Below are 15,707 nucleotides of genomic sequence, written 5' to 3' on the forward strand. Positions count from 1 at the left end.
CCTATGCCACCGGCCAAGAAGCGCATGCGCGCGTACGACTACTCCAGGACCCTGACCGCGGTCCTGGCCCAGTTCGGCCACGTGCGGGAAGCCGTTCGCAGCCTCACGCCCGAACAGCTCGCCCTGCCGGCCCGGTTGGGCGACTGGACCGTACGGGACCTTGCCGCGCACATGACGATGGCCCTCGGGCGGGTCAACGACAGCCTGGAGCTGCCGGAACCGGCCGGCGGACCGAAGCCCGGACTCACCCTGCTGGAGTGGCCGCCCTCCACGGCCGGGCGTGCCGAAGGGATCGCCGACGCCACCCGGGCACTGGCCGAGGAATGGCCCGACCTCGACGCGCTGTACGAAGTGACCGCCACCAGGTTCGGGGAGCTCGTGCCCGCCGCGGCCGGCGACCGGCTCGTGACGACCCGGGCGGGCACCATGCGCCTGGGCGACTTCCTGGTCACCCGTACCGTCGAGCTCGTCGTGCACACGGACGACCTCCACCGGGCGACCGGCCTCGACATCCCGTACGACCGTCAGGCGCTCGCCGCGTGCACGCGGCTGCTCGCCGACACACTCGCCGACAAGGCGCCCGGCGGGTCCGTCGAGGTGCGCGTCCCGCCCTTCGCGGTCGTGCAGTGCATCGGTGGCCCCAAGCACACCCGCGGTACCCCGCCCAATGTCGTGGAGACGGATCCGCTCACCTGGATCCGGCTCGCCACCGGCCGTACCCAGTGGGCGCGGGCGCTCGACGACGCGCAGGTCGGCGCCAGTGGTGAGCGGGCCGACCTGGCTCATCTGCTCCCGCTGATGGGCTGAGGGGAACCGGATCGGCTACTCGATCCGTCCCATGACCATGCACAAACAACGTATGGCTGTCAGCGTCCTGGCCCTCCTCACCCTTGCCGCCTGCGGTACGGAGTCGGGCTCCGGAGCAGGATCCGGAGACGGCAGCGGAACCGTACGGACCGAACTGCCCGTCACCGGTGTCCACTGGAGCGTCTCCTCCCTCACCGTCGACGGGAAGAAGACCGCCGCTCCGGCCGGTGCCCACGTCGAGATCGACTCCCAGGGCAGGGCGAGCGGCAATCTGGGCTGCAACCGCTTCACGGCGGACGTCCGCATCGACGGCGACACGGTCACCGTCGGGCAGGGCACCACCACCGAGATGGGCTGCGAGGAGGATCTCCAGCAGTTCGAGAAAGCGATGGGCCGCGCCTTCAGCGGCAAGCTCAAGGCGGCCGTCACGGGCCGGGGTGCCGACAGGGCCCTGACCCTGACCACGGCCGAGGGCGACTCCATCGCCCTCACCGAGCAGCCCCCCGCGCCGCTGACCGGCACCGCCTGGAAGGTCACCGGGCTGGTATCCGGGGAAACCGCCACCTCCCTGCCCGCGGGTACGGAGGGCAGGGCGCACCTGACCTTCGGCAAGGACGGCTCCGTGGAAGGCAGCCTCGGCTGCAACTCCTTCCACGGCAGGGCGAAGGTCGCCGGTTCCACGATCACCTTCGGCCCGCTCGCCTCGACGCGGAAGATGTGCCCGGGGCCCGAGATGGAGCTGGAGCGCGCGCTGCTCGGCGTCCTCAAGGGGAAGACGACGTACACGATCGGGCACCGCTCCTTGTCCCTCACCGCGGAGAACGGCAAGGGACTCGGCGCGTCGGCCCCGGCGGCCAAGGGCTGATCCCGAACGAACCGCGGGATCAGGAACCCGTCGGATACGGGAGCAGACCGGCGTTCGTCCTCTCCCACGACGCCCGCAGCTCGGCCAGCAGCTCCGGCTCGGCCGCCGCCCGGTTCGCCTGTTCCCGCTGGTCGTCGGCCAGCTTGAACAGCTGGTCGGTGCCGGCCTTCCCCCGGTAGTACTTCCAGTCACCGCGGCGCAGCGCCCGCTCCCCGCGCACCCGCCAGAACAGGTCGCGCTCCTTCGGCTCCTCGTCGCGCAGCAGGTATCCGGCGAGGCTGATGCCGTCCAGGGGATAGGCGGGGTCCGGCCGGGCGCCGCCGAGCTCCAGGAGCGTCGCGGTCCAGTCGGGCGAGAACACCGGGAGGTCGCTGACCTGGTGACCGTCGATCCGGGCGGGCCAGCGCAGCACCGCGGGGACGCGGATGCCGCCCTCCTGGAGTGAGCTCTTGTTGCCGGACAGCGGCCAGTTGTAGGAGAAGCGCTCGCCGCCGTTGTCACTGGCGAAGAAGACCAGGGTGTCCTCCTCCTGGCCGGACCGCTTCAGGGCCTTCAGCACCTCGCCGACGGAGCGGTCCAGGTCCTCGACCATCTCGGTGTACTTCTGGACCGAGCCGCCGTCGGCGTTCCACAGCGCGCTTGCGTCGCCCGCCTTGATGCGCCGGACGATCTCGGCGCTCTCCTCGGTGTCGCCGTCCGCGATCCACGGCCAGTGCGGAGTGGTGAAGTTCAGGTTGAGGAGCCAGGGCGCGTCGTGGTCCCGCTGGACGTACTCGCTCGCGCGCTCCGTCAGGATCCGGGTGTAGTAGCGCAGGTCCTTGTACTCGGCGTCGCCCTCGTACAGGTCGTACTCACCGCCGAGCCCCAGCTTGGAGTAGTACTCGAGCGCCCCGCCGAAGTTGCCGAAGAACTCGTCCCAGCCGGACCTGGTCGGGCTGTAGTCGGGCAGATAGCCGCAGTGCCACTTGCCGATCAGCGCGGTGGAGTAGCCGGCGCCGCGCAGAAGCGAGGCGAGCGTCGGGTGCGTCGGTTCGAGGCCCACGGACCTGTCCGCGATGGGTTCGGCGAGCCCGCCCTTCGTACGCCCCGGATAGCGCCCCGTGTAGAGGCTGAACCGGGTGGGGGAGCAGGTGGCGGACCCCGCGTACGCATCCGTGAACCGCACGCCCTGGCGGCCGAGTCTGTCCAGGTTGGGGGTCCGGATGTGCGGGGCCCCGTACGAGGAGAGGTCCGCCCAGCCGAGGTCGTCACCGAGGATGAACAGGATGTTGGGCCGCCTGGAGTGCTTGCCGCGGGCGGCGCGGAACGGCTGCTCCCGCACCGCGTCGTCGGAAGCCGGCCCGGAAGCCGCCGCGGCCGGTGAGGCGGCCTGTACCCCGACGGCTGCGGTGGCTGCGGTCGCGCCCACCGCGGTGGTGAAGGCGCGCCTGCTCAGCGGTGAGCCGGATCGCTGAGGGGAACTGGCATTCGAATCATGAGAGGGCATGAGGTCTCCAGGGAGGGCCCCGGGCGCCGGTCGGGACGGGCGCACGAGGTGGATGAACGTGAGGGGGCCCGTCAGGGGCGGGGGCGCACGGGAACGCACCCGGCCATGAGCGGGCAGAAAGGGAGAAGCGGGAGAAAGGGGCGGGATCGGCTCATGCGCCCCGGAAGTCCGGGACCCGGGCTCCGAGGCCCCGCGAGCGCGGCAGGCTCAGACGCAGCGACAGATGGCGCTCGCGACACGTCCCAGATCGACGTGGCGGCGCGCTACAAGCAGGACCGAAAGATCACCGGAGGGCTGCATGAGGCAGGAGCCTGCCAACGGGCCATGAGCCTGTCAACGCCGGTCTCGTACTGCGGACACAGGTCTCGTACTGCGGACAGGGGCGTTGGTACGCCCGAACCGGCACGTGGATCTCCGGAAACGACCCCCCGGCCGTTGCCCGGGTCGCCACGTGAACCTCGGGATGCCGCGCGCCCGCCGTCGCCCGGGCAGCGCGTGACCGCGTGGACCGCGTGGACCGCGTGGACCGCGTGGACTCGGGAAGTCACCCTTGGCCCTCGTCCGGCTCCGCTCGCGGGTCCTCGGGTCGCCCGGCGGCCCCCTGGGCCGCGCCCCCGAGTGTGAGGCTCACCACGAAACGAGTGTGCGGCCTACGTCCCTCCGGCCCCGTGCCCCGGCTCACCGAGTGCCACGAGAGTGCCGTTCGCCGCCCACCCGACGGCCGGCCCGAACCGACCGGTAACCAGCCGCTCCTCCGGGCGCCGACTGCCCCGCACCCGTCGAAAGGCCCTCCGGCGAACCGGTCGCCATCACTCCGAGTGATCACTTGGTGTCACCCGGAACGGCCCGCAGAGGCCCCTCCCGGCCCCGTCCGCGGTGCTCCCGCAGGCCGTGCACGGCGCTTCCCCAATTCGGACCGGTGGTCGATCTCGCCTACACTCGGTGCCGTGCCTCGTGGTGATGGACGACTCAACCACGACCTGCTCCCCGGAGAGAAAGGCCCCCAGGACGCTTGCGGCGTCTTCGGTGTCTGGGCTCCGGGCGAAGAGGTCGCCAAGCTCACCTATTTCGGACTGTATGCCCTGCAGCACCGTGGACAGGAGTCCGCGGGCATCGCAGTGAGCAACGGGTCCCAGATCCTGGTCTTCAAGGACATGGGACTGGTCTCGCAGGTCTTCGACGAAACGTCTCTGGGTTCCCTCCAGGGCCATATCGCGGTCGGTCATGCCCGCTACTCCACCACCGGTGCCTCGGTGTGGGAGAACGCGCAGCCGACATTCCGTGCCACCGCGCACGGCTCGATCGCCCTGGGTCACAACGGCAACCTGGTCAATACGGCCCAGCTCGCCGAGATGGTCGCCGACCTTCCCCGCAAGGACGGCCGTGCCACCCAGGTGGCGGCGACCAACGACACCGACCTGGTGACGGCGCTGCTCGCCGGCCAGACGGATGAGGACGACAAGCCGCTCACCATCGAGGAGGCCGCCGCAAAGGTGCTCCCCGAGGTCAAGGGCGCCTTCTCGCTCGTCTTCATGGACGAGCACACCCTCTACGCCGCCCGTGACCCGCAGGGCATCCGCCCTCTGGTACTCGGCCGGCTGGAGCGTGGCTGGGTGGTGGCCTCCGAGTCCGCCGCCCTCGACATCTGCGGTGCCAGCTACGTTCGCGAGATCGAGCCGGGCGAGCTCGTCGCCATCGACGAGAACGGCCTGCGCACCTCCCGCTTCGCAGAAGCGAAGCCCAAGGGCTGTGTCTTCGAGTACGTGTACCTGGCCCGCCCCGACACCGACATCGCCGGGCGCAACGTCTACCTCTCCCGGGTCGAGATGGGCCGGAGGCTGGCGGCCGAGGCTCCTGTCGAGGCCGATCTGGTCATAGCGACGCCGGAGTCGGGCACTCCCGCGGCCATCGGCTACGCCGAGGCGAGCGGAATTCCGTTCGGTGCCGGACTGGTCAAGAACGCCTACGTCGGCCGGACCTTCATCCAGCCGTCCCAGACCATTCGCCAGCTGGGCATCCGTCTCAAGCTGAATCCGCTCAAGGAAGTCATCAAGGGCAAGCGCCTGGTGGTCGTCGACGACTCGATCGTCCGCGGCAACACCCAGCGCGCTCTCGTCCGGATGCTCCGCGAGGCGGGCGCCGCCGAGATCCACATCCGGATCTCCTCCCCGCCCGTGAAGTGGCCCTGCTTCTTCGGCATCGACTTCGCGACCCGCGCCGAGCTGATTGCCAACGGCATGTCCGTCGACGAGATCGCCACCTCGATGGGTGCCGACTCGCTCTCGTACATCTCGCTCGACGCGATGATCGAGGCGACGACGATCGACAAGCCGAACCTGTGCCGCGCCTGCTTCGACGGTGAATACCCGATGGAGCTCCCGGACCCGGAGCTGCTCGGCAAGCAGCTGCTGGAGACCGAGCTGGCGGCCGGCCCCGCCGCGACCGCGGCGGCCGACGCGCTGCGTCGTCCGTGATCCGGACCGACCGGCTCCCTCCCCACCAGCCCCGTATTCCCACACGAAAGATCCCAGGCAATGTCTGAGACAACAGGTGCTTCCTACGCGGCGGCGGGCGTCGACATCGAAGCCGGTGACCGCGCCGTCGAGCTGATGAAGGAGTGGGTGAAGAAGACGAAGCGCCCCGAGGTCCTGGGGGGCATCGGCGGATTCGCCGGCCTCTTCGACGCCTCGGCACTCAAGCGCTACGAGCGCCCGCTGCTCGCCTCCGCCACCGACGGCGTGGGCACGAAGGTCGATCTGGCCCGGCAGATGGGCGTGTACGACACGATCGGCCACGACCTCGTCGGCATGGTCGTGGACGACCTCGTCGTCTGCGGCGCCGAACCGCTCTTCATGACCGACTACATCTGTGTCGGCAAGGTGCATCCCGAGCGTGTCGCGGCCATTGTGAAGGGCATCGCCGAAGGCTGTGTCCTGGCAGGCTGCGCGCTGATCGGCGGCGAGACGGCGGAGCACCCGGGTCTGCTCGGCCCCGACGACTTCGATGTCGCGGGCGCGGGAACGGGCGTGGTGGAGGCCGACCGGCTGCTGGGCCCGGACCGTATCCGTAAGGGTGACGCCGTGATCGCCATGGCGTCGTCCGGTCTTCACTCCAACGGGTACTCGCTCGTGCGCCACGTGGTCTTCGACCGGGCCGGCTGGGCCCTGGACCGGGAGATCGAGGAGTTCGGCCGGACGCTCGGCGAGGAGCTCCTGGAGCCCACCAGGATCTACTCCCTGGACTGTCTGGCGCTGACCCGTACGACCGAGGTGCACGGCTTCAGCCACGTCACCGGCGGCGGACTGGCCAACAACCTGGCCCGGGTCGTCCCGGACTCGCTGCACGCCACGGTCGACCGTTCGACCTGGACGCCCGGCGCCGTCTTCGACCTGGTCGGCAAGGCCGGACAGGTCGAGCAGCTGGAGCTCGAGAAGACGCTCAACATGGGTGTCGGCATGATCGCGATCGTTCCCGCCGACTCGGTGGACGCCGCGCTCACGACCCTGGCCGACCGGGGTGTCGACTCCTGGGTCGCGGGTGAGATCACGGACCGCGGTGCGCACACCACGGGCGCCGAACTGACCGGCAGCTACGCACGGTAGAACGCCACGAACGCCGGTCCGGCACACTCCGGACCGGCGTGAGGCGGAGCAGCTCCACCCGTCCGCACCGGGACAGCACAGAACCCGGTCCGGGCAGGCCCGGACCGGGTTGATGTGTCAGCGCGAGGTCAAGCGCCGCGGCGCTGTGACGACGGACCGGACTGCTCGTCCTCGTCCGCGTCCTCGTCGTCGTTGTACTGATCCGCGTACTGTGCGTACGGGTCATCTTCCTCGTCGTCGTCCTCGAACGGCTCAGCGTTCGGTGGCTGACTCGAAGGTGATGCGCCCAGCTCATTGGCCAGACGCGACAGGTCAGTCCCGCCGCTGCTGTACTTCAGCTGACGGGCGACCTTAGTCTGCTTGGCCTTTGCCCGGCCGCGCCCCATGGCTCGACCCCCTCGGTGACGGGGCTCGACGGCCCCAGAGTCTTGACACGCGTTCATGTTTCAGGACGGACTCTCGGCTGAGAGACCGCGCCCGTGGCTTTAACGGTACCTGCTTCCTCGGCCATACGGTACGCCGCCCGCATCACGTGCCTCGGTACAGGACCACCGAGGAGCCCGTCCTCGCTGGTCAACCGCGATTTTAACCTCTTGCGGACGGCCGACCCGCCGACCGGCGTGAGCCTTGTCTCCCTGCCCGGCTGAACCGGCCGGGCACCGGGCCGCCACCGGCCCGTCACCGGCACTGCACAGTCCGATGACGGGCCGATGGCCGCTGGGTGAATCGGGCGAAGCGTCAGCGGCGACGGGCCTCGGCCATGCGCTGCTCGGCGATCCTGTCGGCCGCGGCGGCCGGCGGAATCCCGTCCTCCTTCGCACGTGCGAATATGGCCAGCGTGGTGTCGAAGATCTTTGCAGCCTTCGCCTTGCACCGGTCGAAGTCGAAACCGTGGAGCTCATCGGCGACCTGGATCACGCCACCGGCGTTCACCACGTAGTCGGGTGCGTACAGGATCGCGCGGTCGGCGAGGTCCTTCTCGACACCCGGGTGCGCGAGCTGGTTGTTGGCCGCGCCGCACACCACCTTGGCGGTGAGGACGGGCACGGTGTCGTCGTTCAGCGCTCCGCCGAGTGCGCACGGGGCGTAGATGTCGAGTCCCTCGGTACGGATCAGCGCGGCGGTGTCCGCGGCCACGGCGACCTCGGGGTGCAGGTCGGTGATCCGGCGTACCGACTCCTCGCGCACATCGGTGATGACGACCTCGGCACCGTCGCTGAGCAGGTGCTCGACCAGGTGGTGACCCACCTTGCCGACGCCCGCGACACCCACCTTGCGGCCGCGCAGCGTGGGGTCGCCCCACAGGTGCTGGGCGGAGGCGCGCATGCCCTGGAAGACGCCGAACGCGGTGAGGACGGAGGAGTCTCCCGCGCCGCCGTTCTCGGGGGAGCGGCCGGTGGTCCAGCGGCACTCCCGGGCGACGACGTCCATGTCGGCGACGTACGTGCCGACGTCACAGGCGGTCACGTAGCGCCCGCCGAGCGAGGCCACGAAACGGCCGTAGGCCAGGAGCAGTTCCTCGGACTTGACGGTGTCCGGGTCGCCGATGATGACGGCCTTGCCGCCACCGTGGTCCAGGCCGGCCATGGCGTTCTTGTACGACATGCCGCGCGACAGGTTCAGCGCATCCGCGACGGCCTCCTCCTCGGAGGCGTACGGATAGAAGCGGGTGCCGCCGAGGGCGGGGCCCAGGGCGGTGGAGTGGAGGGCGATGACGGCCTTGAGGCCGCTGTCACGGTCCTGGCAGATCACGACTTGTTCGTGGCCTCCCTGATCCGAGTGGAACAGGGTGTGCAGGACGCCGTCGGTCAGATTGGTCACTGTGGTGACTCCCAAGTACGAAGCGGCGGAAGACCCTCCTGAAGGTGGGGAGGGCCCCGGACCGACCGGCACGGTCGGTCCGACTGGGCAAGAGCGTAAGTCCTCGGGACACGCAGATCTGTTCCAGTGCCGAGGATCACCCCCTGGCGGAGTACCGGCGTGACACGATTTGCTGCATGTCGGTGGTGTCTTCAGTGCTCGTCCCTTACACGTCCTACCTGCGGGTGTACGAGCCGCTCGCCGCCTTCCGGGAGCCCGAACGCAGCCATTGGGCGCGCTACGCGCAGCGTTCCGTCCTCCCCACGGCGCAGGACGAACTGCGTCGCTCGCTGGCGGACTTGGTGCCCACCCCGCCGGTGGGGGTGCCCGTGCACGAGAGCGGGGACGCCTTCGTCGCGGAGCTGGACGGGGCGGTGTGCGTCTGTCCGTGGCGGACCCGGATGCGCGGCTGGCTGGCGCTGGAGGAACTCGGGGGGCTGTTTCCGGCCACGGTGCTGGACGCGGTGCTGCCCCCGGTGGTGCGGGGGCAGGCGATCGCGGACTACGAGCGGTGGGCGGAGCGGAACCCGGACGCCCGTCCTTGGATCCGGACCACGGTGTGGCACGTCCCGGTGCGCTGGTTCGTCCTGTTCGACGACGAGGAGCGCGAGTACGTCGAGGCGGACGCCGACGGGGCCCAGCCCCTGCTGCGCTACCGGACGCCGATGGTGCAGGCGCGGCGGCGGCTGGCGCGGGCGCTCAGGACGCTGCGCGAGACGGTCGACGAGGGGCCGCTGACCGAGGGCCTGGTGGATGTGGGCCGCTGGCTCGAGGAGTTCCATCCGCGCGCCCTGGTGGAACTGGACTACGGCGGCCTGGTGCACGCGCTGCCCCGCGAGCAGCTCGCCGGCGACCGGTCGGCGGCGGATGTGGCGGAGGGCATCGCGGCGCTGAAGGCCGGCGACAGCGACGCGGCGGGTGTCGCGTACGGGCGTCTCGCCGAGCGGTGGCGTGCGGTCCGGGACCGGCAGTCCGCCAACTGACGACTCCGAAGTTGTGTGAAATCCCACGAACCGTCGCATAGCGGTGTGATCGGAAGGGAAGAGACATCCCGTGAGGTGTCCGGCATAGGCGGATGCCGAGAGGCCGGACGGAGGTGAACGGGGATGCCCTGACGGGAACTGACGAGCCGTGAACCCGCGGCCTGTGTGACGCGTGTGACACACGAGGCGGGAGGCCACTCCGCAGGGCCCAGGACCTACGTCCCGAACCGGGCCTTTGCCTCAAGGGTGACGGATAGCACTTACGGGGCCCTTGCGCCCTTCCCTACTCCTCATGCCAAAATAGGACAAGGAGTCCGGGGAGGACTCTGTTCGCCCAACTATGGGCGGAATGCTTGGCATTGCACGCTATGGGGGGTCTGACGACTTCTGATGACTCCTGATCGTCCTGTGACTGATCGTTACTGGGGCGTGACTGTCCGCTATGGCATGGTCCATCGGCTTCCGTCGCTGATGAACACCTGGGAGGGCAATTCCATCGGTTTGGCCGACGTGGCTGGACGGATGGTGTAGTTGTAGTGCCGAGGACAAGCCGTTCGTCCTATAACCGACTCGGCCCGCGTCCGCCATTTCGGGCAACGCGGGTCAAGGTGCAGAATTTAGAGGAAAGAACCGAGATGGTTCGGTTCTCCCGAGGAGGCCGCTCATGACCGCTCGCACCCCTGATGCCGAGCCGCTGCTGACCCCGGCTGAGGTTGCCACGATGTTCCGCGTGGACCCGAAGACGGTCACGCGGTGGGCAAAGGCTGGCAAGCTCACGTCCATCCGCACGCTCGGTGGGCATCGCCGGTACCGCGAGGCAGAGGTCCGCGCACTGCTTGCGGGTATTCCGCAGCAGCGCAGCGAGGCCTGATACACCCCTGCCGCCGCAGCCATAACAGGGCTACTGCCGGGTCCCCCAACCCACAGTGCCCGCCTATAGCTCCACACGACGGACGCCTGCCCCAACGGGCGTCATACCTACGCAATAAGGGTGCGTCGTTCGATCGCGCTGGACTCCGCCGGGTCCAGCGCGATCTTTTTATGCCCGCAGGCCCCCGAAGCCCGCCCCGCCTGCCTCTACGCGCCCCGGTGCCCGGCCGTACGCCCGCCTGTCCGCCCTCTGTCCGCCTCCTGTGCCCATCTGTCCGCCCGACTCCCCGTGGCTGTCCGAACGGGCCGACGAGTCGGTTTCCGAGGGGGCCGGCGTACGAGTGTGGGCGAGCCTGTTCGGGCCTGTTCGGGTGGGTCCCGGACGTCGTGGGGCAGCTCGGACGGAACGGTCCGGGATGTGCCTCATGCGCAGTGCAATTGCACATATTAAATTCGCTAGTTGTAGGAAGGGAGTAAAGTCCCCACTTCTCAAAACTCGTTCGGTGACTCCCGTCACACCGGCCCTGTCTTGCAACCGTGCGCCCGGCCAACTAAAGGCCTTTCACGGCCCGGAGGCGGACGGGCGGGGCCGACGGTCAGGCTGCGTGGGGTCCTTCGCCATCGCTTCCGGCCTCGTTCCCCCGCCGGACCCCCGCCGGGCCCCCCGGAGCGTCCTCGTCGGGCGGCGCCGGGTCCGGGGGCTGGGGTGCCGGGCCGGTGCCCCTTCCGGGGGCTTCGGCGGCGTTTTCGGACGTGCCGGTCGGTTCGGGGGCATTGCCGTGCCCCGGGTCCGCGTACGGCGCCTGTGGGGCCGTCACGGGCTCCATGGCGAGCCGCAGCAGACGATGGCAGATCGGACAGTGGCGGGTGACGTGCCGGTAGCCGGATGCGGCCGCCAGATGGGCGCGCAGCAGCGCGCGGGTCTCGTGCCGTGCCGCGGGCGCAGACATGCGTGCGACCTCCCGGTGGACCGGACTGCCCCGCGCCGAGGGAAACAGGGGCAGTCTCTGTTCTATGGGGGTACCCGCGGCAGATGCCGACGTCAAGACGCACGAAAGCCCGGATCCAGAGGATCCGGGCTTTCGTCATGTGCGGTCCTGACGGGATTTGAACCCGCGGCCTCCACCTTGACAGGGTGGCGAGCACTCCAAACTGCTCCACAGGACCAGGTTTTCGCGGCTGCCTTGCGGCTGGCTGCGAAACCAGACTGTACAGGAGGTCCGAGGGCCAGGTCGAACTCACCCGTGGTGGCGGATCCGTTACGGCACGGAGGCGGGCGGATTCACGGTGCCGCCGCGTCGATCGCCTTCACGATCCGCTTGTCCGAGACGGGCTGTGCCGTGCCCAGGGCGTGCGCGAAGTAGCTCACCCGCAGCTCCTCGATCATCCAGCGGATGTCCAGGACGTCCTGCGGCACGGGCCGTCCCTGCGGCAGCTGTTCGAGCAGCCAGGCGTACTCGTCCTGCATCTCGTGGACCTTCTCCATGCGCGTGGTGTCGCGCTGGACGTTCGTCGGCATCTGCTGCAGCCGGCGGTCCTCGGCGACCAGGTAGCGCATCAGGTCGGGCAGCCTGCGCAGCCCGGTCATGGTGACGAACCCGGGCGGTACGAGGCGGGCGAGGTGGTCCCGTACGTCCGTGACGTTGTTGATCAGGACCAGGCTGTTCGTGGCCTTCAGACGGCGCTCGCAGGCCTGCCAGGCCGCGAGGATCTGCTGCACCTGCTTGATCGTGCGCACGGTCAGGTCCACGAGGTCGGCGCGCACCTTGTCGTACAGCTTCCGGAAGGACGCCTCGTCCCAGGCCGGGCCGCCGTGCGCGGCGATCAGCCGGTCGGCGGCAGCGGTCGCGCAGTCGTCGAAGAGCGCCTGGATCGAGCCGTGCGGATTGCGGGACAGGGCGAGCTTCTGCTGGTTGGTGAGCGTGTCCGAGGCGAACTTCGCGGGGTTCACCGGGATGTTCAGCAGGATCAGCCGCCGGGTGCCGCGCCACATCGCCTGCTGCTGCTCGGCCTCGGTGTCGAAGAGGCGTACGGCGACGGTCGCGCCCTGGTCGACCAGCGCCGGGTACGCCTTGACCGGCTGGCCGGCCCGCCGGGTCTCGAAGGTGCGGTTCAGGGTGCCGATCGTCCAGTCCGTGAGGCCCGAACGCTCGATGGACTCGCCTGAGGGCCCCGCGGTCGCCGCGGCGGCCTTGGAGAGGGCCTGGCGGGCCTTGGGGCGCAGCTGGACCCTCAGCGCCTCCAGGTCCTTGTCCTCCGCGACCTTGCGGCGTCGTTCGTCGACGATCCGGAAGGTGATCTTCAGATGGTCCGGGATGCGCGACAGGTCGAAGTCGTCGGCCGTGACCGGGACGCCGACCATGCGCTGGAGCTCGCGGGCCAGGGTGAACGGCAGCGGCTCCTGCAGGGGCACGGCCCGGTCCAGGAAGGCGTCCGCGTAGTTCGGGGCGGGCACGTAGTGCCGGCGGATCGGCTTGGGCAGCGAGCGGATCAGCTCGGTGACCACTTCCTCCCGCAGCCCCGGGATCTGCCAGTCGAAGCCCTCGGAGGTGACCTGGTTGAGCACCTGGAGCGGGATGTGGACGGTCACGCCGTCGGCGTCCGCACCCGGCTCGAACTGGTACGTCACCCGGAACTTGAGCTTGCCCTGCCGCCAGGAGTCCGGGTAGTCGTCCTTGGTGACGGTCCCGGCCTTCTCGTTGATGAGCATCGAACGCTCGAAGTCCAGGGCGTCCGGCTCGTCCCGGCGCTTGTGCTTCCACCAGGAGTCGAAGTGCGCCCCCGAGACGATGTGCTCCGGGATCCGCTGATCGTAGAAATCGAAGAGCGTCTCGTCGTCCACGAGAATGTCGCGGCGCCGGGCGCGGTGCTCCAACTCCTCGACCTCGCCGAGCAGTTTGCGATTGTCATGGAAGAACTGGTGGTGCGTACGCCAGTCGCCCTCGACCAGGGCGTTCCGGATGAACAGATCGCGGGACGCCTCCTGGTCGATGCGGCCGAAATTGACCTTGCGCTGGGCGACGATCGGCACTCCGTACAGCGTGACCCGCTCGTACGCCATCACCGCCGCCTGGTCCTTCTCCCAGTGCGGCTCGCTGTAGGTGCGCTTCAGCAGGTGCTGGGCGAGCGGTTCGATCCACTCCGGCTCGACCTTCGCGTTGACCCGCGCCCAGAGCCGGGACGTCTCGACCAGCTCCGCCGACATCACGAAGCGCGGCTGCTTCTTGAAGAGGGCCGAGCCCGGGAAGATCGCGAACTTGGCGCTGCGGGCACCGAGGTACTCGTTCTTCTCGGTGTCCTTCAGCCCGATGTGCGACAGCAGGCCGGCCAGCAGCGAGGTGTGCACCGACTGCTCCGGCGCGTCCTCCTCGTTGATCTGGACGCCCATCTGCTTGGCGACCGTACGCAGCTGCGCGTAGATGTCCTGCCACTCACGGATGCGCAGGAAGTTCAGGTACTCCTGCTTGCACATCCGGCGGAAGCTGGAGGAGCCCCGCTCCTTCTGCTGCTCCCGGATGTAGCGCCACAGGTTCAGGAACGCCAGGAAGTCCGACGTCTCGTCCTTGAAGCGGGCGTGCTGCTGGTCGGCCTGCGTCTGCTTCTCCGAGGGCCGTTCGCGCGGGTCCTGGATGGAGAGCGCCGCGGCGATCACCATGACCTCGCGGGCACAGCCGTTCGTGTCGGCCTCGATGACCATCCGGGCCAGCCGCGGGTCCACCGGCAGCTGGGAGAGCTTGCGCCCCAGCGGGGTGAGCCGCTTCTTCGGATCCTTCTCCTCCGGATCCAGCGCGCCCAGTTCCTGGAGCAGCTGGATGCCGTCCCGGATGTTGCGGTGGTCCGGCGGGTCGATGAAGGGGAACTTCTCGATGTCGCCCAGACCGGCCGCGGTCATCTGGAGGATGACGGAGGCGAGGTTGGTGCGCAGGATCTCCGGATCGGTGAACTCCGGACGGGTCAGGAAGTCGTCCTCGGAGTACAGCCGGATGCAGATGCCGTCCGAGGTACGGCCGCAGCGGCCCTTGCGCTGGTTGGCGCTGGCCTGCGAGACCCGCTCGATCGGCAGCCGCTGGACCTTGGTGCGGTGGCTGTAGCGGGAGATCCGGGCGTTGCCCGGGTCGATCACGTACTTGATGCCGGGAACGGTCAGCGACGTCTCCGCGACGTTCGTTGCCAGAACGATCCTGCGGCCGGTGTGGCGCTGGAACACGCGGTGCTGCTCGGCGTGCGACAGGCGCGCGTAGAGCGGGAGCACCTCGGTCTGTCTGAGATTCCTCTTGTTCAGCGCGTCCGCGGTGTCACGGATCTCCCGCTCGCCGGAGAGGAAGACCAGGACGTCGCCGGGTGCCTCGGACTGGAGCTCGTCGACGGCGTCGCAGATCGCGGTGATCTGGTCGCGGTCCGAGTCCTCGCTGTCCTCTTCCAGGAGGGGCCGGTAGCGCACCTCGACCGGATACGTACGCCCGCTGACCTCCACGATCGGCGCCGCGCCGAAGTGCTTGGCGAAGCGCTCCGGGTCGATGGTCGCCGAGGTGATGACGACCTTCAGATCGGGGCGCTTGGGCAGCAGCCGGGCGAGGTAGCCCAGCAGGAAGTCGATGTTCAGCGACCGCTCGTGGGCCTCGTCGATGATGATCGTGTCGTACGCGAGGAGCTCGCGGTCCGTCTGGATCTCGGCCAGCAGGATGCCGTCCGTCATCAGCTTCACGAAGGTCGCGTCCGGGTTCACCTGGTCGGTGAAGCGCACCTTCCAGCCGACGGCCTCGCCGAGCGGGGTCTTCAGCTCGTCGGCGATCCGCTCGGCGACGGTGCGGGCAGCGATCCTTCGGGGCTGGGTGTGCCCGATCATGCCCCGGACGCCGCGCCCCAGCTCCATGCAGATCTTGGGGATCTGCGTGGTCTTGCCGGAGCCGGTCTCACCCGCGACGATCACGACCTGGTGGTCGCGTATCGCCTCCAGGATCTCGTCTTTTTTCTGGCTGACCGGGAGCTGTTCCGGGTACGACAAGGCCGGCATCCGGGCGGCGCGTCCTGCGAGCCGCCCGGCTGCTTTTCCGGCCTCGGCCGCGATCTCGTCCAGCACGGACTGTCGGTCCTCGGGCTTACGGATGCGGCGGGCACCCTCGAGACGACGGCCGAGCCGGTGCGCGTCGCGGAGCGAGAGCTGCCCGAGCTGGGACTGGAGATCGGCAAAGGAAGTAGACATACGGACCCCAGGATCTCACCCGGGCGCGAAG

Annotated in this window: 12 protein-coding genes and 1 tRNA gene; 6 read left to right on the forward strand and 7 right to left on the reverse strand. The window is 69.3% G+C overall.

All coding sequences use genetic code 11. From position 1 onward, the window contains the following. Nucleotides 1–3: 3 nt before the first annotated feature. Nucleotides 4–807 (forward strand): sterol carrier family protein, encoded by an 804-nt coding sequence (locus tag ACFQ6X_RS19935; RefSeq protein WP_383183159.1) that lies wholly within the window; start codon nucleotides 4–6, stop codon nucleotides 805–807. Between the two features lie 37 nt (nucleotides 808–844). Next, on the forward strand, nucleotides 845–1,672 hold the full coding sequence (locus ACFQ6X_RS19940; protein ID WP_383183238.1) for an META domain-containing protein: 828 nt from the start codon (nucleotides 845–847) through the stop codon (nucleotides 1,670–1,672). A gap of 19 nt (nucleotides 1,673–1,691) precedes the next feature. Here ACFQ6X_RS19940 and ACFQ6X_RS19945 read toward each other — a convergent pair whose 3' ends face one another. Continuing rightward, a complete protein-coding gene (locus ACFQ6X_RS19945) occupies nucleotides 1,692–3,158 on the reverse strand; it encodes a sulfatase (RefSeq protein WP_383183161.1) in 1,467 nt (488 codons plus the stop codon). Between the two features lie 207 nt (nucleotides 3,159–3,365). After that, nucleotides 3,366–3,458, reverse strand: a complete 93-nt coding sequence (locus tag ACFQ6X_RS19950) for a putative leader peptide (RefSeq protein ID WP_383183163.1) — start codon at nucleotides 3,456–3,458, stop codon at nucleotides 3,366–3,368. Nucleotides 3,459–4,105: 647 nt separating this feature from the next. On the opposite strand from ACFQ6X_RS19950, the gene purF reads away from it, so the two are divergent. Next, nucleotides 4,106–5,632 (forward strand): amidophosphoribosyltransferase, encoded by a 1,527-nt coding sequence (gene purF / locus ACFQ6X_RS19955; RefSeq protein ID WP_383183165.1) that lies wholly within the window; start codon nucleotides 4,106–4,108, stop codon nucleotides 5,630–5,632. 60 nt (nucleotides 5,633–5,692) lie between these two features. Further along, nucleotides 5,693–6,760 carry a phosphoribosylformylglycinamidine cyclo-ligase gene (gene purM, locus ACFQ6X_RS19960; protein ID WP_383183167.1) on the forward strand — a complete coding sequence of 356 codons (1,068 nt, stop codon included), beginning with the start codon at nucleotides 5,693–5,695 and terminating at the stop codon, nucleotides 6,758–6,760. 128 nt (nucleotides 6,761–6,888) lie between these two features. Here the strand turns inward: purM and ACFQ6X_RS19965 are convergent, their stop codons facing one another. Continuing rightward, nucleotides 6,889–7,146 (reverse strand): DUF3073 domain-containing protein, encoded by a 258-nt coding sequence (locus tag ACFQ6X_RS19965; RefSeq protein ID WP_376372000.1) that lies wholly within the window; start codon nucleotides 7,144–7,146, stop codon nucleotides 6,889–6,891. Nucleotides 7,147–7,498: 352 nt separating this feature from the next. Then, nucleotides 7,499–8,581 (reverse strand): Leu/Phe/Val dehydrogenase, encoded by a 1,083-nt coding sequence (locus tag ACFQ6X_RS19970; RefSeq protein WP_383183169.1) that lies wholly within the window; start codon nucleotides 8,579–8,581, stop codon nucleotides 7,499–7,501. 176 nt (nucleotides 8,582–8,757) lie between these two features. Here ACFQ6X_RS19970 and ACFQ6X_RS19975 point away from each other — a divergent pair, with 176 nt between their 5' ends. Beyond that, on the forward strand, nucleotides 8,758–9,603 hold the full coding sequence (locus ACFQ6X_RS19975) for a hypothetical protein (protein ID WP_383183171.1): 846 nt from the start codon (nucleotides 8,758–8,760) through the stop codon (nucleotides 9,601–9,603). A gap of 664 nt (nucleotides 9,604–10,267) precedes the next feature. Continuing rightward, a complete protein-coding gene (bldC, locus tag ACFQ6X_RS19980) occupies nucleotides 10,268–10,474 on the forward strand; it encodes a developmental transcriptional regulator BldC (protein WP_003949541.1) in 207 nt (68 codons plus the stop codon). Nucleotides 10,475–11,069: 595 nt separating this feature from the next. Here the strand turns inward: bldC and ACFQ6X_RS19985 are convergent. From ACFQ6X_RS19985 to hrpA, 3 genes are all read right to left on the reverse strand, one after another. Beyond that, the gene (locus tag ACFQ6X_RS19985) at nucleotides 11,070–11,423 is read right to left on the reverse strand and encodes a DUF6274 family protein (RefSeq protein WP_383183173.1); all 354 of its coding nucleotides are present in this window, start codon (nucleotides 11,421–11,423) and stop codon (nucleotides 11,070–11,072) included. 142 nt (nucleotides 11,424–11,565) lie between these two features. After that, a tRNA-Asp gene (locus tag ACFQ6X_RS19990) sits at nucleotides 11,566–11,640 on the reverse strand. Nucleotides 11,641–11,755: 115 nt separating this feature from the next. Further along, nucleotides 11,756–15,676 (reverse strand): ATP-dependent RNA helicase HrpA, encoded by a 3,921-nt coding sequence (gene hrpA / locus ACFQ6X_RS19995; protein ID WP_383183175.1) that lies wholly within the window; start codon nucleotides 15,674–15,676, stop codon nucleotides 11,756–11,758. Nucleotides 15,677–15,707: the final 31 nt, after the last annotated feature.

The organism is Streptomyces sp. NPDC056452, from assembly GCF_042796085.1.
Classification (GTDB): domain Bacteria; phylum Actinomycetota; class Actinomycetes; order Streptomycetales; family Streptomycetaceae; genus Streptomyces.